The organism is Pseudomonas versuta, from assembly GCF_001294575.1.
Lineage (GTDB): Bacteria > Pseudomonadota > Gammaproteobacteria > Pseudomonadales > Pseudomonadaceae > Aquipseudomonas > Aquipseudomonas versuta.
Genome location: NZ_CP012676.1, coordinates 4,490,128 through 4,507,276, shown reverse-complemented (window position 1 = coordinate 4,507,276; position 17,149 = coordinate 4,490,128). Strand labels below are relative to the sequence as shown.

Below are 17,149 nucleotides of genomic sequence, written 5' to 3'. Positions count from 1 at the left end.
CGACAATACGTAGCACCCACTCGACCCGCATTGCGGGTCGAGTTGTTTTTGGCCCGTGGTTAACGCTGTCAGGGAGTCGACATGCTTTTTACCAACGCACTGAAACAATTGGATATGCAGGATATTTCAATTGTTTTGTTGTTGATTGAAAACCGTAGCGCCAAGCGTGTTTCGCAAATCCTCAACGTCAGTCAGTCGAGCATCAGTTACAGCCTGAAAAAACTGCGCAGCTGTTTTGACGATAAGTTGTTTGAAAGCAGCGAAGGCTCTATGCAACCCACAGCACGGGTATTGGCCATGCAGCCTTACCTGCAGAATATTGTGCAGTGCATCAACCAGTGCGCAAAGGAGGGCGTTTCGCAGACAACCGCCACCCGTCAGTGGAACATCACCGCCCCTGAGTATTTCGAGATATTGATGCTGCCAGCGCTCTTGCAGTTAGTGCGTTCGTGCGGCCTTAACTGGTCCTTTAGCGTGAGCCGGTTGGGTAAGGATTTACCGATCAGTGATGTTCTGGCAGGCGACACTGATGTTTGTTTTGGATTCGGTGCGGGGTATCACCGGCGACATCCGCTTCTGGACTATCGAAGCATCTGTGAAGATTCTTTTGTGTGTCTGTCGAGTGTACAAAAACACCAGCCGAAGACGACGCTGAACATTGATGAATTTTGCGAAACGCCGCAGGTATTCCCAACCCCTTGGTTGTCGGAAAAAAACATGGTGGATGACTGGCTGCATAAGCAGTCACGCAGCAGAAAAATATTTACCCGTGCCACTTCTTATCACGCCGGGGCCCACATTCTATTGTCGGTCCCGTCACTGATCGCGATTCCGAAAAAAATATTGCCGACGTTGCATATACCGTCACAGATAAAAGTCCTGACACCGCCTGCAGGTTTTCCGACGTTCACCCTGGATATGATCTGGTGCAAAGAAAGAACTATTCGTAGCGACTTTCATCAACTGGAAGCGCTGATCGGGAAAATAAAAATATAAATCGCCCGCGGCGCACGGGATCAGCGGTGCTGGTTGGCCAGCGATGGCAGTAGATTCAAACTATGAAAAGTAGCCGGTATGACGCAAGGTGATGCGTGGCCAGGAATTGAAAAGGAACATTCAATTTTGTTGTTGGCCCGAGTCTCGTTCCTTTACTGAGGCGTATGTATGTTTAAACATCTTCTGAAACCTGCCCGCACCGGTGCGGTTTTTTTACTCTCGTGCCTGGCAGCTTCCGTTGCCTGTGCAGCCGATAAAACGACCTACCCCGATGCTGCCGCCAGCGACCCCAAGACCATGGGCTGGATGGTCGGCGCACCCCCACCGCCCGATCGCATTGTGCGTTTTGCCGACGGCAGTTATTTCAAGTTTCCGGCCATGCGCTGGAGTGTTTCCAACTTCCGCCAATTGATGCCTACCACCAACGTATCCCGTGGACTGGGTGCGCCCGTGCCGCTGGCGCGTGCGTTACGAAGCGATATCGACCAGCTGACCTTTGTACCTCTGGGCAGCAAGCAGTCGATGACCTGGGAACAATCCCTGGCCGCCAATTACACCGATGGCATCGTGGTACTGCATCGTGGGCAAGTGGTCTATGAGCGTTACTTCGGGGTGCTCGACCCGCAAGGCCAGCACGGTGCAATGTCGGTCACCAAGTCCGTCGTCGGGACCATGGGCGCCATGCTGGTGGCCGAGGGCACTCTGGATGCCAATAAAAAAGTCGCCGACTATGTCCCCGAACTGGCCTCATCTGCCTTTGGCAACGCCACTTTGCGCCAGGTGCTGGACATGACCACCGGGCTCAAATACAGCGAAGACTATGCCGACCCGAATGCCGAAGTCTGGCAACACTCGGCAGCGGGCAGCCCGTTGCCAAAACCCAAGGACTACACCGGTCCGCGCACTTACATGGAGTATTTGCTGACCGTCAAACCACTGGGTGAACACGGCGAAGCCTTTGCTTATAAAACCGTGAATACCGATGTGTTGGGTTGGGTGATTGCCCGGGTTACTGGGCGTAATGTTGCGCAACTGCTGTCTGAAAGAATCTGGCAGCGTATAGGTGCTGAACAGGATGCCTACTTCACCGTTGACTCCATCGGGACCCCTTTCGCGGGTGGCGGGTTGAACACCGGCCTGCGTGATCTGGCGCGATTTGGCGAGATGATCCGCAATGATGGCCAGTACCTGGGCCAGCAGATTGTGCCTAAAGCCGTTGTCGATGATATCCGTGCTGGTGGCGACAAGGCCGCCTTTGCCAAGGGCGGTTATGACCTGCTCAAGGGCGGCAGTTATCGCAACATGTGGTGGGTTACGCACAACCAGGACGGCGCCTTTATGGCGCGTGGCGTTTACGGCCAGCGGATTTATATCGATCCCAAAGCCGAGATGGTGATCGTGCGCTATGCCTCCAACCCGGTTGCCAGCAATGCGGCGAACGATCCGGTCACCATCCCCGCGTTTGAGGCGCTGGCCAGGCAGTTGATCGCACACCCGCAGTGAAGGTACGCGCGGTCTTTATAGAAAGATGAAGATCGCGTTCCACCGACAGAAGTTTCACTTATTTTGTTATATCGTAACTAGATATTTCAAATAATGGAGCTTCCATGCGTGTCGATTTAGATGCCGAGGAGGGCGGCCTTGAGTCTTTGTCGCGTTTTCAAAGCGCTCGTGCTCAGGCCCGCCAGCTTTTCCAATCAGGGGTCGCACTGGCGGCTTTAGCGCTGATGGCGTGGGCCTTGGCCTTCTTTATCAGCCTGTTCTCTTCCGAGTCTATATGGCCGGTATTGCTCAATAACAATGCGGCAGCGTTGCTGGTACTGGCGGCAGGTGCGCAGTCCGCGTACTGGGTCGCCAGTTGGCGCAATGCAGCGCTAAACCCATCGCCACCCGTGGCAATTGAGGCTCAACCCGACGAACAGTTGAGTGCGTATGAGCGCTTTTGCCGGCGCCTGAGCACCGAGTCGTATCGCTTGATAGTCAGCATCGGCGCGCCCGCGCTGTGGCTGGCAGGCGTTGGCGGGTTGGCATGGTGGAGCGTGCAACACACCTGGAACCTGGCCTTGCCGGGTGTTGCGTTGGGGACTTGGGGCAGCATCGCGGCGGGCTGTGCGGTGCTGTTGGCATTTGCACTGTTGGTGCTGGAACGCTACCTGGCACAGCAACAAGCCGCGCAATGGCCCGAAGCCCAGTCTTTGGCGCCGCTGGTGCGTGTGCCGATCATCACTTTGTTACTCAGTGCGTTGTGTCTGGTGTTCAGCAGTGCAGATGCCCTGTGGCCGGCCCGACTCGCGGCGTTGATCGGTCTGCTGCCTGCGGCGGTGTCGATTGAACTGATGTTGCGGGCAATTGCAGCATTGTTCAGCCCACGACGCGACAAGCTTGAACCACGCATGATTGCGCAAAGCTTCATTGCGGGCATGCTGCGCTGGCCGCCACAGCCATTGCTGGCCTTGCAGCATGAATTGCACAACCGGTTTGGCATCGATCTGCGCCAGATCTGGGCGTTTACCTACATGCGCAAAGCATTCTTTCCGGTGCTGGCTGTGGTGGTTGCCGTCGGCTGGGTGCTCAGCGGCGTTAATGAAATCCCCCTGCAGGGGCGCGGCATCTATGAACGTTTCGGTAAGCCGGTTGAAGTACTGGGGCCGGGCCTGCATGCCGGTCTGCCCTGGCCGCTGGGCCGGGTGCTGGCGGTGGAAAACGGGGTGGTGCATGAACTGGCCACCGGTACCGAATCGGGTGCCGAGCCTGTGCTGACCCCCGCAGACGGTTCGCCGCCAATCACGGCCAACCGCTTGTGGGACGCCACCCATATCAATGACAAGTCTCAGGTCATCGCCAGCGACAGCGGCGATAAGCAGGGCTTTCAGATCGTCAACATGGATGTGCGCTTTGTCTATCGCATCGGCTTGAGCGATCAGGCAGCGATTGCTGCGACCTATCACAGCAACGATGTGCCGACCTTGATACGCAGTACTGCCAGTCGAATTCTGGTGCATGACTTTGCCTCGCGCACCCTGGATGGCGTGCTCGGCGAGCAACGTACAGGGCTGGCCGATGACATCGGACACGCCGTGCAAAAGGACCTGGATAGCCTGGACAGCGGGGTGGAAATTCTTGCCACCGTGGTTGAAGCCATTCACCCCCCGGCCGGTGCCGCTAACGCCTATCACGCCGTGCAGGCAGCGCAGATCAGCGCGCAGGCTCTGATTGCCCGCGAGCGCGGGGCGGCCAGCGAGCAAAGCAACGTGGCGCAAATGCTCGCCAGCGCAGCTCTGGATCAGGCCCATGCCACCGCCCGGGAAGTGAACGGAGCCGCGCAGACTGCCGACCTGCGCTTTGGCGCAGAACAAAAAGCCTACGCCCGTGCCGGACATGCATTTGTCCTTGAGCAGTATTTGAGCCAGCTGAGCATGGGCATGAACAACGCCAAGTTGCTGATCCTCGACCATCGCCTTGGGGGCAGCAGCGCGCCGACCCTCGATCTGCGTTCTTTCACGCTGCCGGCCGATCCCGTCGCGCCGCGTAAAGCTGTTCAGTAAGGAGCCCTCTTTTGAGTCAGTCACATACCCCCGAGCAACACGATCACAGCGGCCATCATCACGGCTGCTCACACCACGGCCATCACCATCATGGCGACGCCCATGAGCCGGGTCCGTTCCCATGGCGGCGCATGGGTTGGGCGACCTTGTTGGTGCTGTTTGCCATTGCTGCGGCGAGCCTGGTGCAAGTGCGTTCCGGCGAGGCGACCGTTATTACCCGCTTTGGTAACCCGGCGCGAGTGCTGCTGGAACCCGGGCTCGGCTGGCGCTGGCCGGCGCCGTTTGAAATCAGCGTGCCGGTGGATTTGCGTCTGCGCACTACCTCCAGCGGCTTGCAAGACGTCGGCACCCGCGATGGCCTGCGCATTATTGTGCAAGCCTATGTGGCCTGGCAGGTGCAACCCGACACCGAGAACGTGCAGCGCTTTATGCGTGCGGTGCAGAATCAGCCGGACGAAGCTGCGCGGCAAATCCGCACGTTTGTAGGCTCGGCGCTGGAAACCACAGCCGCCAGTTTTGATCTCTCAAGCCTGGTAAATACCGATGCCGGCAACGTCAAAATCGCTGATTTTGAAGCTCAGTTGCGCCAGCAAATTGAACAGCAATTGCTCAGTACCTACGGGGTTCGTGTGCTCCAGGTGGGCGTTGAGCGACTGACGCTGCCTTCGGTCACGCTTACCGCCACAGTTGACCGGATGCGCGCTGAACGCGAAACCATTGCCACTGAACGCACTGCGGTCGGTAAACGCGAAGCGGCGCAAATTCGTTCCGCCGCCGAGCGTGATGCACGCATTCTGCAAGCGGATGCCAGCGTCAAAGCTGCAGACATCGAGGCGCAGTCGCGGGTCGAAGCTGCACAGATTTATGGCCAGGCTTACGCCAGCTCGCCGCAGCTCTACAACCTGCTGCGCTCGCTCGATACCCTGGGAACCATGGTTAATCCGGGCACGAAAATAATATTACGTACCGACGCCGCTCCCTTCCGGGTGCTGGTGGATGGCCCGCCAACCCTGGATGCCAAGGCTGGATCCACGCCATGAGCCAGATGCCTGATGAGATCAAAGGAGTCAGTAGCCCGTGGCAGCAGGCCGGGCGCCTGGCTTTTTTAGGGCTGTACGCAGTGACCATTTTTGCGGCGATAGCGTGGGGTACCTCCAACATCCGCCAGATTGATCCGCAAAACCGCGCGGTGGTCTTACGCATGGGCGCGCTGGACCGGATTCAAAATGCCGGGTTACTGCTGGCGTGGCCAAGGCCTTTCGAGCAGGTAGTCATCGTGCCTGCGGCTGATCGGGTGAGCGAGCGCCGCATTGAAAATCTGCTGCGCTCGGATGTGGCGCTGCAGGCCGATCGCGTGGCCTCGTTTGCCACGCCGATTAATGATGCACTGGCCGGTTCCGGCTATTTATTGACCGGTGACGCAGGTGTTGTGCAACTGGATGTGCGGGTGTTTTACAACGTCACGCAACCCTATGCGTTCGTGCTGCAGGGCGAACACGTTTTGCCGGCGCTGGATCGATTGGTGACGCGCAGCGCGGTCGCCCTTACGGCGGCGCGAGATCTGGACACCATTCTGGTAGCGCGTCCCGAGCTGATCGGCAGTGACAGCCAGGCCGCAGAAAGACGCGAGCGTTTGCGTGGTGATCTGGTCCAGGGCATCAATCAACAGCTCGCGGCATTGAGTGCAACCGGGCAGGGGCTGGGGCTGGAAGTGGTGCGCGTTGATGTGCAATCCAGTTTGCCGGGCCCCGCGGTGAATGCATTTAACGCAGTCCTGACGGCCAGCCAACAAGCTGAAAAGGCCGTGGCCAATGCACACAACGATGCTGCGAAACTCACCCAGGCCGCGACCCAACAAGCCGACCGCACTGTCGAGCAAGCCCAGGCTCAAGCCAGTGAGCGTTTGGCCAAGGCGCAGGCCGACACGTCGGCTATTGCCAGTCTGGCCAAGGTGCAACAGGCCGGGAGTGATCCGGGTTTGCTGTTACGCCTGTATCGCGAACGCTTGCCGAAAATTCTGGGGCAGGCGGGTTCTGTCACCAGCGTTGACCCGAAAGATGATGCCCGTCTGATTATTCAGGGAGCCGGACAATGAGTACCTCTGCCACACAGCCCGCCGTCGGTATGCTGACCAGCGCGGAACAACGCAGCGCCGCCCGCCAGCTCACCCTGGCCATGCTGGCGCTGGGTTTGTTGGGCCTGGGCCTGGTCTGGCGCTGGTTCATGCCACTGCAAGTGGGCACCAGCCAGTTGCTGCTGGGGTTTGCATCGCTGCTGGTCGCGGTGCCGGTCATGCGCTCGGCGTGGTACAGCCTGCGCTATCCGAGTCTGCACGGGATCACCGATCAGCTGATTGCACTGGCGATGCTCGGTGCATGGGCCACCGGCGATTTGCTGACCGCGGCGCTGTTGCCGATCATCATGATTTTTGGCCATGTGCTCGAAGAACGCAGCGTGATCGGCTCGCAAGAAGCGATTCATGCATTGGGCCAACTGACCCGCAGCCAGGCGCGTCTGTTTCAGGCGGACGGCAGTTTGCTGGAAGTCGACAACGCCACACTCAACCGCGGCGATCAAGTTGAAGTTCGGGCCGGCGATCGGGTACCCGCCGATGGGGTAGTCCTGTCAGGTCAAGCCAGCCTCGACACGGCCTCGATTACCGGTGAATCAGTCCCGCTGGAGGTGAGTGTCGGCATGCCGATTTTTGGTGGCGCGATCAACCTGGATGGTTTGCTGCGGGTTGAGGTCACGCGCACTGGCGATGAGTCGACGCTGGGTAAAGTGATTGCCCTGATGCAAAACGCCGAACGCGCCAAACCGCCCATCACCCAGTTGCTGGAACGCTATGCGGGCAGCTACATGGTGCTGGTGTTGATGATCGCCGCGGTCACCTGGTTTATCACCAACGATGCGCAAGCGATGCTCGCCGTGTTGGTCGCGGCCTGCCCCTGCGCTTTGGTGTTGTCGGCACCGGCAACGGCAATTGCCGGGATTGCGGTGGCGGCGCGTCACGGCATCCTGATCCGCAGCTCGGCATTTCTGGAAGAGCTGGCCGATCTCACGTCGCTGGTTGTGGATAAAACCGGAACCCTGACGTATGGCACCTTGCGCTTGCAAGCCGTTGAATCTGAATCCACAGAGCACCAGCCTCTCCTGCAACTGGCCGCCAGTCTGGGAGCGGCCAGCAGTCATCCGGTGAGCCGTGCCCTGGCCGGGCTGGTGGGTCACGAGCAGATGCTTGCCCTGACGGACGTTCGTGAGCGTCAGGGGTTGGGCGTTGTCGCCCAGACGGAGCAGGGCGAGGCAGCGTTGGGGCGTCCCGAGTTATTCACCCAATTGGATATCCCCACGACCCCGATACCCGAGCACGACGGGCCGATTGCCGGCTTGTCGCTGGACGGACGGTTCCTGGGGTGGTTGTTACTCGCAGACAGCGTCAAGCCAGAGGCCCGGCAAGCCTTGAGCGAATTGCGCGAGTTGGGGCTTGGGCGACAGGTGTTGCTGACCGGTGACCGTCAGAGTGTGGCTGAACATCTGGCGCACGCGGTGGGCATCAGTGAAGTCCAGGCTCAGGCGTTGCCTGAAGACAAACTGACCCGGGTGTTGAGCGAAATCGACAGAGGCTTTCGGCCGATGGTGGTGGGCGACGGTATCAACGATTCATTGGCGCTCAAGGCGGGGGTGGTGGGTGTAGCAATGGGTGCTGGCGGTGCTGACATCGCGCTGGCCTCATCTGACATCGTGCTGATTAGCAGCGATTTGCGGCGCTTGGGCACATGCGTGCGGTTGAGCCGCGAATGCCGTCATACCTTGCAGGTCAATGTGGTTATCGGTCTGGGCTGGACCCTGGCCATCGTTGCCGCCGCTGCGTTTGGCTGGCTGGGCGCGGCCGGGGCGATGATTGCAGCGCTGTTGCATAACCTCAGTACGTTGTTGGTGCTGGGTAATGCAGGTCGTTTGTTGAGATTCCATGAACCATTGATAGGGCCGGACACTCACAATTAATGGGCACGCCCGGGCTCTGGCATCTACCTTTAAAGCCATGGGGCAGCCAGATTCCAAGGATGGACTACCCTATGATCTTACGTCTGAAATGAAGGAGGACTACAGATGCTCGCGCAACTTCCACCGGCCTTACAGAAACTGCAGCTTCCATTACGCCTGAGGCTTTGGGACGGTCACGAGTTTAGTTTTGGACCAACCCCCAGCGTTACGATTGTGGTCAAGGATCCAGCATTGGTTGCTGAGTTCACCCACCCCAGCCTTGACCTACTCGGTAGCGCATTTGTTGAAGGACGCCTCGAACTGGAGGGGTCCATTACCGAAGTCATACGCGTATGTGATGAATTGAGTCAGGCACTTGTCGAGGAAGAAGACACTGCGCCATCTCGCATTCATCACGATAAAGCCACTGATGCTGCATCCATTTCCTACCATTACGATCTGTCGAACGACTTCTACCAGCTGTGGCTTGACCGCGACATGGCCTATTCCTGTGGCTATTTCGAAACCGGTGAAGAGAGCCTGGATGAAGCGCAGCAAGCCAAGTTCCGGCTTCTGTGCCGCAAGTTGCGGCTAAAGCCCGGCGAGTACTTACTTGATGTAGGTTGCGGTTGGGGCGGCCTGGCGCGATTTGCAGCGCGCGAGTTCGGGGTCAAGGTCTTTGGCATTACCTTGAGCAAAGAGCAATTGAAGCTGGCGCGAGAACGCGTCAACGCCGAAGGCCTGCAAGACAAAGTTGACCTGCAGCTGCTGGATTATCGGGATCTGCCACAGGATGGCCGGTTCGACAAAATCGTCAGTGTGGGGATGTTTGAACACGTGGGGCATGCAAACCTGCGAGAGTACTGCGAAATATTGTCCAACGCTGTGCGTGAAGGTGGCCTGGTGATGAACCATGGTATTACCGCCAAACACACGGATGGACGTCCTGTTGGGCGTGGCGCCGGAGACTTTATCGAGCGCTATGTATTTCCCAACGGTGAGTTGCCGCATCTGTCGATGATGACTGCCGAGATTAGTGAGGCCGGGCTGGAAGTGGTCGATGTTGAAAGTTTGCGTCTGCATTACGCGCGCACGCTTGGGCATTGGAGTCAGCGCCTGGAAGACAATCTCGACGTCGCAGCAAAGATGGTTCCTGAACAAATCCTGCGCATTTGGCGCCTTTATCTAGCGGGCTGTGCCTACGCGTTCGCCCACGGCTGGATCAATATCGACCAGATACTGGCGACTAAACCCCATGCGGATGGCACCCTTGAATTGCCACCTACTCGTGCGGATATTTATAGCTAAGATTTTTCAGCAGTTAGAAAAGGCCGTGCCGCGCAAAGCGACACGGCCTTTTTTACAGGACCGGAGATACCAGTCGGGCAACGCGCATGGCCAGTTGTTGCAGGCGGTGGGTAGCCTTGATGTCGGCCTCGGTAATTTCGCGGGCCAGGGCGAAGTCATCAATCAACATGTGCTCCACTTCACTGGCGAACGCCTGGTCAACCGTTAACAGCATGACTTCAAAGTTGAGGCGGAACGAACGGTTGTCCATATTGGCGCTGCCTATGGCGCTGATTTCGTTGTCCACCAGCACCACCTTTTGATGCACAAAACCCGGTTGGTAACGAAAGATCCGTACCCCTGCGCGCACTGCTTCAAAGGCATACAGGCTGGATGCTGCGTAAACAATTTTGTGGTCCGGGCGTGACGGTATCAGGATACGCACATCGACCCCGCGCAGTACCGCGAGTCTCAAGGCCGAGAACACCGCTTCATCAGGCACGAAGTAGGGCGTTGTTATCCACACCCGTTGATTGGCTGCGTGTATGGCCTCAACGAAAAACAGCGAACAGGTTTCGTAGGGGTCCGCCGGCCCGCTGGCCAGGAACTGGCACAGTACGCCACCGTCCGGATAACTTGGCGGCAGGATCAAGGGCGGCAATTTGCGTGCAGCCCAGAACCAGTCTTCGGCAAATGATTCCTGCAGACAGGCCACCACAGGACCGCTGACTTCGACATGGGTATCGCGCCACGGAGATAGAGGCGGTTTGGCGCCCAGATATTCATCGCCTACGTTGTGCCCGCCGACGAAACCTTTCACGCCATCGACCACCACGACTTTACGATGGTTACGGAAGTTCACCTGGAAGCGGCTGATCCACCCGCCATGGGTGGCGAACGCATAGGTTTGCACGCCGCCAGCGCGCAGGCTTTCGCCGTAGCTTTTGGGCAGGGAATGGCTACCAATGCTGTCATAGAGCAAATAGACAGCAACCCCTTGGGCGGCCTTTTCCAGCAGCAGTGCGTGCAGCTTCATGCCGATGTCGTCGTCATGGACGATAAAGAACTGAACCAGTACGACCTGTTTTGCCTCGCGAATGGCTTTGAAGATTGCATCGAAAGTAGCGGTGCCATTAATCAGCAAACGTACGGTGTTGTTCGCCAGGCACGGCATGCGCCCCAGTTTTGGCATGGCCCGCAACGAGGTGTAGGCCTTGGAACTGCGTGCGGCAAGGGCTTCCTCAACCCAGGGGCGCCAGTTGAGATCGGAGATGGCTTCACGCATTTCCTGATTGGCTTCACGCCGGGCCCGAATGTAATCGTCGAACGTGCTGCGGCCAAAAATCAGATACGGGATCAGTGTGAAGTAAGGAATAAAGAATAGGGACATGGCCCAGGCAATCGAGCCCTGCGCCGTTCTGACAGTCAGTACTGCATGCACTGCGGCAATCAAGCCCAGGCTGTGGATCAATAAAATCAGGTATCCAAAAACGTGTGGGCCTAGATAATCCATGCGTATCCTTGCTCCTCAATGTCCAACGTTGTAACTACTAACAGACCATGTTCTGTTATGAATGTCCCTATTTAGTTGCGCGTGCAACGCCCTTCAATTTTTGACGTCTAATGCGGACAATTCCGTAGGAGTTACTTGATGAATGTTCGTCTGCTTGGGCTATTTATGGCCTGTGGTTTGTCGATCCCCGTGGCGGCCCATGCCCAGATGCTGCAACCGGGTCTGTGGGAACTAACCTCCAGCAATATGCAGGTAGACGGGCAGCAACTGCCAGACCTGCAGGTAATGTTAGGTCAATTACAGAACATGCTGACGCCGGAGCAAAAGGCCCAGCTCGAGAACCAGGGGCTTACGATGGGCGGCAAAGGCGTTCGGGTTTGTCTCACGCCCGATCAGGTTAAATCGGATGAGATTCCGCTGACTGATCCCAAGTCAGGATGTAATCAGCAGATTACTGAGCGTAGTGGAAATAAATGGAAGTTCCGCTTTAGTTGCCCAAAAGCCCAGGGCGCGGGCATAGCAACATTCTCCAGCGATCGTGAATTCACCACCCAGGTGAATGGCACCTTCAACGCGACGGGCATTCAGCAAAAGGGCAGCATGGATACGCGCGCGGTCTGGCTCGGACAAAACTGTGGAACAGTCAAACCGCGCACCTGATCAAAACTCGTTTTGCAGCGCTTTATAGCCGCGCACCAGATCTACGTTGGTGCGCGCTACGTCCTCTGAAAATTCCGACTCACTGACACTGACGGGTGAAAACTGGCTCAGGTCAGTGTTTGGTCCGATACGTGTGGTGGACGGTACGTAGAAGTTTTGCGGCAGGTCGCGGCCATCGACGACCGAGTTATGCCGCACAACACAACCGTCACCCAGTTCACAATTGAACAGCACACTGTTGAATCCGATGAACACTCGATCGCCAACGCGGCAAGGTCCGTGGACGATGGAACGGTGCGCTATCGAAGTGTTTTCACCAATAGTCACGGCCGCTCCGGACTTTGAGTGAATGACCACACCATCCTGAATATTGGAATTGGCGCCGATGCTGATGGGTTGCATCCCGCCATCCTTGTCGACTTCATCGGCGCGGATAACAGCATAGGGTCCGACAAATACATTTTCGCCGATCACCACTTTGCCGCAGATGATGGCGGTTCTGTCGACGTATGCGGACTCTGCTATTTGCGGTAAATCGCCGGATGGATTTTTACGGATCATCAGGCTCTCCAGTTCCAGCGGCTTTCAGCGACTGCGTCATGGCTGTGCAGACTTTCGGCGTGAACCACTTTCAGCTTGAAGCCTTTCACCCCGGGAGCGGTCTTAAGCGCGACATTCAAACGCCGAGCAGCATCTTCACAAAACATCAGGTTTTGTCCATTGGCCAGAGCGAAGGCTTGTTCGTCTGCTCGTTTTACCGCGGTTTGTACCGCAGTACCCAAGGCCCGTTCGGCTTCATTAATGATCATGTCGATCGGAAAGTTCTGTAGCTCGGTGTTGAGATGAACCTGGATGCAGGCGGTACTTCTTTGGCTATGGGGCGTCGCAACGATGCCCTGTGTACTGCCTAGCCAGGTTAAAACTTCAGTGTGTTGCAGTGGCTTGTTGGAAAAGTCATTGGCGAATTGTTGCTGGATTAACTGACGTGCCAATGCCGCTGAGCACGGGCATGTGGATGAATAGGTCACCTCAATTTTTAGTTCCACGTGGAACATACCGGTTTTCAGAGACGCAGCAATGCTGACCGGGTAACTCTTCCAGCCACTTAAAGGGCTGACCAGTGCCGGTCGTTTTAGCAGTACCTGGCTGTGAATTTTCAGGTAAGCACAGATTGATAAATCGTCGTGACTGTCAAGAAATCGCTGCAGAATTTTTTTAAAAAGTAGAGGGTTCAGCTCCTGCGACTCGAGAACTTCTAGCGCTAGATAAAGGCGCGACATGTGGATTCCGCGAGCCTCGCCGTCATCCAGGCTAACCCCTGCATCGGCAGTTGCAGCGTGCTGTTTCCCCTTAATGAGAACGGGCAGTGCAACCCCGCACATTCCGACCCATTCCAGGGGGAGGGCTTGTCGAGCGTTTTGTGAAGCGATGTCTGGAAGGCTTAGGGCATTCATAGGGGATTCCGTCGAGAGGAAGGGTGTTGTTACAAGATAACAATTCTAATGATTTGTGTTGTTATAATGTATCATTATCGACGGCCAGAATCGGTCTTGCCAACAAGCGGGCGCTTTGACCTGCCAACCCTGATGAGGAACTCCTATGCCTGAACGTTTGCCGGTGACTGTGCTATCCGGATTTCTCGGAGCAGGAAAAAGCACCCTGCTAAATTATATTTTGCGTAACCGCGACAACTTGCGTGTGGCCGTCATCGTCAATGACATGAGTGAAATCAACATTGATGCTGGCGAGGTTCAGCGTGATGTGACGCTCAATCGTGCCGAAGAAAAACTGGTAGAAATGAGCAATGGCTGTATCTGTTGCACGCTTCGCGAAGACCTTCTTGAGGAAGTCAGTAAATTGGCCAAAGAAGGGCGGTTTGATTATTTATTGATCGAATCGACGGGTATTTCAGAACCGTTACCTGTGGCCGAAACCTTCACTTTTCGAGACGATTCAGGTCAAAGCCTGGCCGATATCGCACGTCTGGACACCATGGTTACGGTGGTCGATGGTCTGAATTTTTTACAGGATTATCAGGAAGCAGAGAGTCTTGCCTCCCGAGGTGAGACCCTGGGCGAAGACGATGAGCGCTCAATAACCGATCTGCTAATTGAGCAGATTGAGTTCGCCGACGTTATCTTGATCAGCAAAATTGATCTCATCAGCAGTACCGCCCGTCGGGAATTAATCGCCATTCTTGAGCGCCTGAATGCTCAGGCCGAAATCATTCCGATGGTGATGGGTGAAGTGCCGCTGAAAAAAATTCTCGATACCGGACGTTTCGACTTTGAACGGGCAGCCCAGGCCCCGGGCTGGTTAGAAGAGTTACGCGGTGAGCATGTTCCGGAAACTGAAGAATACGGGATTGCGTCGACTGCCTATCGAGCGCGGCGACCCTTTCACCCTGAACGATTCTTTAATTTCATTGATCGTCCCTGGACCAACGGTAAATTGCTGCGCTCAAAAGGTTTTTTCTGGCTTGCCAGCAAATTTCAGGAGGCGGGCAGCTGGTCGCAGGCAGGGGGCTTGATGCGTTATGGATTTGCCGGACGCTGGTGGCGTTTCGTACCGCGCGACCAATGGCCACAGGATGCGCAAACCAAGGCTGAAATCCTGCAAAAATGGCTTCCGGAGACCGCAGATTGCCGCCAGGAACTGGTCTTCATCGGCCAGCACATCGACTTTGCGCTGCTGACCGCGGAACTCGATGCCTGTTTGCTTGATGATCAAGAAATGTCTTTGGGTGTCGAGCAATGGAAGCAGCTGAAAGACCCGTTCGGCCAATGGCATGAAGAGGTGGCGGTGTGATGAGAACGCTCGCTCGTATTGCCCAGCCTTTGGTCAGTGATGTGCGGGGCCAGACCCCGGATGTCATGACGAGAATTCTTGAAGATGACGTCAATCTGACAATTTGGCAGCGTCAGTTACCGGTGCATATCGGCGATTTTTCCACTTTATTGCTCTCGCTGAATGAGCCATTGGCCGACGCCTTGATACTTGAAATGGCCGATGAAAAAACACGGCCGAACCTCACAGGCCTTGCCTCCAGGTTTAACGATCTGGAGGGCTACGAGAGCTTTATTGCTGACATTTCCTGGCTGGTCAGTGCGTACGCCTGTCTGTTGGGCGCAAAACGCATTGGGCTGCGTCTCAGGGCCCTGGATAAGGCGATGTGTCCGCGGTTTCATGTAGACCATGTGCCTGTACGACTTATTACCACCTACGCGGGGAAAGGTAGCCAGTGGCTGAAGGAAGGCGTGATGGCGCGTCGGAATCTGGGTCAGGCACTTGCAGAGCCAGCGGACGGTTCGATGATTGAGCAAATAAATACGGGTGAAGTGGCTTTGCTCAAAGGCGAAAAATGGCAGGGCAATGACGGCACTGGCCTGATCCATCGCTCACCGGCAGTGGTTGCCGGGGAGCGACGGCTGATTTTGACCCTCGATTGGCTGGCCTGAGGCATATTGTTTGCTTCGATCCACACAGAAGCTGGCGATGATGTTGCACAACATTCCTACCCACGTGATTGCCGGCCCGCTAGGCGCCGGCAAAAGCAGTCTGATTCAGCACCTGATGACTCAAAAGCCTGCGCACGAACGCTGGGCGGTGCTGGTTAATGAGTTTGGTCAGATTGGTCTTGATGCGGCTTTAATGAGCCAGGAAGACGATGCTATCGCTATTGCCGAAGTGGCTGGCGGCTGCGTGTGCTGTGTCAATGGCGCACCTTTTCAAATAGGCCTGAGTCGTCTTTTACGCAAGGCCCGGCCCGACCGGTTGTTTATCGAACCCTCTGGTCTTGGGCATCCAGCACAAATTCTGAAGCAACTCAGCCAGGCTCCGTGGCTTGGTGTTTTAGCGTTGCAGCCCTGTGTCATGGTGCTCGATGCACAAGCGCTGGCTCAGGGAAAATCCCTGCCCGAAACCCAGCAAACGGCTCTGGAAATTGCTGGATTAGTGGTCATGAATAAATCTAATAGTGTGCCAAATGAGCAACGTGAGCGGATTGCATATGGCCTGCCAAAGTGCCCGATCCTATGGGTCGAGCAGGGTCGGATCCCTTTAAATACGCTGCCTGTAGCCACTATGAGAGATTCTCATGCTGTGGATAAGTCATTGATTTATAAAGATATTAGTCATATTGGACAGGTATTTTCGAGCCCCGAAACCCCGATTGTAATGACTCAGCTTCAGCCTGAAGGATGGAGTGTGGGGTGGCGCTGGCATCCGTCCCGGCAATTTTCCTTGAGTCGGCTGCAACTATGGCTGCAAAGCCTGAATTGGCGCCGTGCAAAGCTGGTTATTCATGGTTCTGGGGGCTGGTTCTCAACCAATTCTGTGGATAACTGCGTTGCAGCCTGGAAATCTAGTGAATGGCGCAGGGATTCACGCATTGAACTGATTTTCGATCAGCAACAGGATCTGAATTCATTGCTTTTCGGGCTAAAAAACTGCCTTGAGTAGTGTTTTGCGCAGGTCTGTTTTTTTGTTACGCCCGAAAACAGGGTATTTCGGGCACATTTTGTGCTGGTAAAGTTGTCCTACAATCCACGCTTCGCACATGAATTATCCCCGGCTTATATTCCCCAGAAGTGTCTATTCAGAGGGTTTTAGGCTGGTTTTTGGAAAGTTATCCACAGGCCTGTTGCCTGCGATGTCTTGAAGGGAGTGGCTAACGGCAGGAGTGTTTTTTGGCGACTCCTGCGGGTGCTTCGTCAGCCATCAAGGGTCAGTGACGGGTTTTGCTGTGTTCCTGACGCCATTGGCTGAGTTCGATCACCTGAGCGCTGTTGACCTCGCGAGGTTCAGCTTCAGGCTCAGTTTTGAACGGGTAGGGTGGCAGTTCGATTTTTGCGCTATGGGCACCGAATTGCGTGATGGTCCCGGTGTGACGTTGTTCACCGGTTACCGTGAATTCAAAGTCATAGACGCGTGCCAGGCGTTTGCGGCCGTTGGCATCGGGTACCAGGCCGATTTTTTTAAGCGCGACGTTTTCATCCAGCAGGTCGATATCAAGCTTTTTGCAGTGCTGTTTGACCCGCTCCAGTGCCCGTTCGCGCAGGCCGTGGTTGTGCCACAGCCAGGCAGCGCCAGTTGCCAGCAGCATCAGCACAAACATATTTCCAAGGGTCAGCATTACGTGCGCTCCAGCAGATGAGGTTCAGCT

15 protein-coding genes are annotated in these 17,149 nt (G+C 56.1%); 11 read left to right on the top strand and 4 right to left on the bottom strand.

Annotation, left to right across the window (positions count from 1 at the left end):
- Positions 1-81: 81 nt before the first annotated feature.
- The 7 genes from AOC04_RS20135 (at position 82) to cfaB (ending at position 9,833) form a co-directional block, all read left to right on the top strand.
- Entirely contained in the window at positions 82-996 is a 915-nt protein-coding gene (locus AOC04_RS20135) for a LysR substrate-binding domain-containing protein (protein ID WP_060696334.1), read from the top strand.
- 168 nt (positions 997-1,164) lie between these two features.
- Entirely contained in the window at positions 1,165-2,499 is a 1,335-nt protein-coding gene (locus tag AOC04_RS20130; protein ID WP_060696333.1) for a serine hydrolase domain-containing protein, read from the top strand.
- Between the two features lie 104 nt (positions 2,500-2,603).
- A complete protein-coding gene (gene hflK / locus AOC04_RS20125; protein ID WP_060696332.1) occupies positions 2,604-4,541 on the top strand; it encodes a protease modulator HflK in 1,938 nt (645 codons plus the stop codon).
- Between the two features lie 11 nt (positions 4,542-4,552).
- The gene (gene hflC, locus AOC04_RS20120) at positions 4,553-5,581 is read left to right on the top strand and encodes a protease modulator HflC (protein ID WP_060696331.1); all 1,029 of its coding nucleotides are present in this window, start codon (positions 4,553-4,555) and stop codon (positions 5,579-5,581) included.
- On the top strand, positions 5,578-6,636 hold the full coding sequence (gene hflK, locus AOC04_RS20115; protein WP_060696330.1) for a protease modulator HflK: 1,059 nt from the start codon (positions 5,578-5,580) through the stop codon (positions 6,634-6,636). Before hflC ends, hflK (AOC04_RS20115) begins: the two co-directional genes overlap by 4 nt.
- Positions 6,633-8,546 (top strand): cation-translocating P-type ATPase, encoded by a 1,914-nt coding sequence (locus tag AOC04_RS20110; protein ID WP_060696329.1) that lies wholly within the window; start codon positions 6,633-6,635, stop codon positions 8,544-8,546. The genes hflK (AOC04_RS20115) and AOC04_RS20110 overlap by 4 nt, the downstream gene beginning before the upstream one ends.
- Before the next feature lie 105 nt (positions 8,547-8,651).
- Complete coding sequence (gene cfaB / locus AOC04_RS20105; RefSeq protein WP_060696328.1) at positions 8,652-9,833, top strand: C17 cyclopropane fatty acid synthase CfaB; 1,182 nt, start codon at positions 8,652-8,654, stop codon at positions 9,831-9,833.
- Positions 9,834-9,885: 52 nt separating this feature from the next.
- Here cfaB and cls read toward each other — a convergent pair whose 3' ends face one another.
- Positions 9,886-11,325 carry a cardiolipin synthase gene (gene cls / locus AOC04_RS20100; protein ID WP_060696327.1) on the bottom strand — a complete coding sequence of 480 codons (1,440 nt, stop codon included), beginning with the start codon at positions 11,323-11,325 and terminating at the stop codon, positions 9,886-9,888.
- Between the two features lie 138 nt (positions 11,326-11,463).
- Here cls and AOC04_RS20095 point away from each other — a divergent pair, with 138 nt between their 5' ends.
- Positions 11,464-11,985: a DUF3617 domain-containing protein gene (locus AOC04_RS20095; RefSeq protein WP_060696326.1), complete on the top strand. Its 522-nt coding sequence runs from the start codon at positions 11,464-11,466 to the stop codon at positions 11,983-11,985.
- On the opposite strand, the gene AOC04_RS20090 is transcribed toward AOC04_RS20095, so the two are convergent.
- Together AOC04_RS20090 and folE2 are read right to left on the bottom strand one after the other, a co-directional pair.
- A complete protein-coding gene (locus AOC04_RS20090; RefSeq protein WP_060696325.1) occupies positions 11,986-12,546 on the bottom strand; it encodes a gamma carbonic anhydrase family protein in 561 nt (186 codons plus the stop codon).
- Entirely contained in the window at positions 12,546-13,439 is an 894-nt protein-coding gene (folE2, locus tag AOC04_RS20085) for a GTP cyclohydrolase FolE2 (RefSeq protein WP_060696324.1), read from the bottom strand. Before folE2 ends, AOC04_RS20090 begins: the two co-directional genes overlap by 1 nt.
- Before the next feature lie 145 nt (positions 13,440-13,584).
- Between folE2 and zigA the strand changes: the two genes are divergently transcribed.
- Genes zigA through AOC04_RS20070 form a run of 3 tightly spaced genes read left to right on the top strand, consistent with a single transcriptional unit; the run spans position 13,585 to position 16,446 of the window.
- Positions 13,585-14,793 (top strand): zinc metallochaperone GTPase ZigA, encoded by a 1,209-nt coding sequence (gene zigA / locus AOC04_RS20080; protein WP_060696323.1) that lies wholly within the window; start codon positions 13,585-13,587, stop codon positions 14,791-14,793.
- A complete protein-coding gene (locus AOC04_RS20075; protein WP_060696322.1) occupies positions 14,793-15,443 on the top strand; it encodes a DUF1826 domain-containing protein in 651 nt (216 codons plus the stop codon). Before zigA ends, AOC04_RS20075 begins: the two co-directional genes overlap by 1 nt.
- 40 nt (positions 15,444-15,483) lie before the next feature.
- Entirely contained in the window at positions 15,484-16,446 is a 963-nt protein-coding gene (locus AOC04_RS20070) for a CobW family GTP-binding protein (protein ID WP_060697000.1), read from the top strand.
- Positions 16,447-16,711: 265 nt separating this feature from the next.
- On the opposite strand, the gene AOC04_RS20065 is transcribed toward AOC04_RS20070, so the two are convergent.
- Entirely contained in the window at positions 16,712-17,119 is a 408-nt protein-coding gene (locus AOC04_RS20065) for a DUF3301 domain-containing protein (RefSeq protein WP_060696321.1), read from the bottom strand.
- Between the last annotated feature and the right edge of the window lie 30 nt (positions 17,120-17,149).

Bases quoted from the DNA above. Each gene is read 5' to 3' on its own strand.
- hflK (WP_060696330.1), top strand. From the start codon at position 5,578: ATGAGCCAGATGCCTGATGAGATCAAAGGAGTCAGTAGCCCGTGGCAG.
- AOC04_RS20135 (WP_060696334.1), top strand. From the start codon at position 82: ATGCTTTTTACCAACGCACTGAAACAATTGGATATGCAGGATATTTCA.
- cls (WP_060696327.1), bottom strand. From the start codon at position 11,325: ATGGATTATCTAGGCCCACACGTTTTTGGATACCTGATTTTATTGATC.
- AOC04_RS20130 (WP_060696333.1), top strand. From the start codon at position 1,165: ATGTTTAAACATCTTCTGAAACCTGCCCGCACCGGTGCGGTTTTTTTA.
- AOC04_RS20110 (WP_060696329.1), top strand. From the start codon at position 6,633: ATGAGTACCTCTGCCACACAGCCCGCCGTCGGTATGCTGACCAGCGCG.
- hflK (WP_060696332.1), top strand. From the start codon at position 2,604: ATGCGTGTCGATTTAGATGCCGAGGAGGGCGGCCTTGAGTCTTTGTCG.
- folE2 (WP_060696324.1), bottom strand. From the start codon at position 13,439: ATGAATGCCCTAAGCCTTCCAGACATCGCTTCACAAAACGCTCGACAA.
- AOC04_RS20070 (WP_060697000.1), top strand. From the start codon at position 15,484: ATGTTGCACAACATTCCTACCCACGTGATTGCCGGCCCGCTAGGCGCC.
- AOC04_RS20090 (WP_060696325.1), bottom strand. From the start codon at position 12,546: ATGATCCGTAAAAATCCATCCGGCGATTTACCGCAAATAGCAGAGTCC.
- cfaB (WP_060696328.1), top strand. From the start codon at position 8,652: ATGCTCGCGCAACTTCCACCGGCCTTACAGAAACTGCAGCTTCCATTA.
- AOC04_RS20065 (WP_060696321.1), bottom strand. From the start codon at position 17,119: ATGCTGACCCTTGGAAATATGTTTGTGCTGATGCTGCTGGCAACTGGC.
- zigA (WP_060696323.1), top strand. From the start codon at position 13,585: ATGCCTGAACGTTTGCCGGTGACTGTGCTATCCGGATTTCTCGGAGCA.
- AOC04_RS20095 (WP_060696326.1), top strand. From the start codon at position 11,464: ATGAATGTTCGTCTGCTTGGGCTATTTATGGCCTGTGGTTTGTCGATC.
- AOC04_RS20075 (WP_060696322.1), top strand. From the start codon at position 14,793: ATGAGAACGCTCGCTCGTATTGCCCAGCCTTTGGTCAGTGATGTGCGG.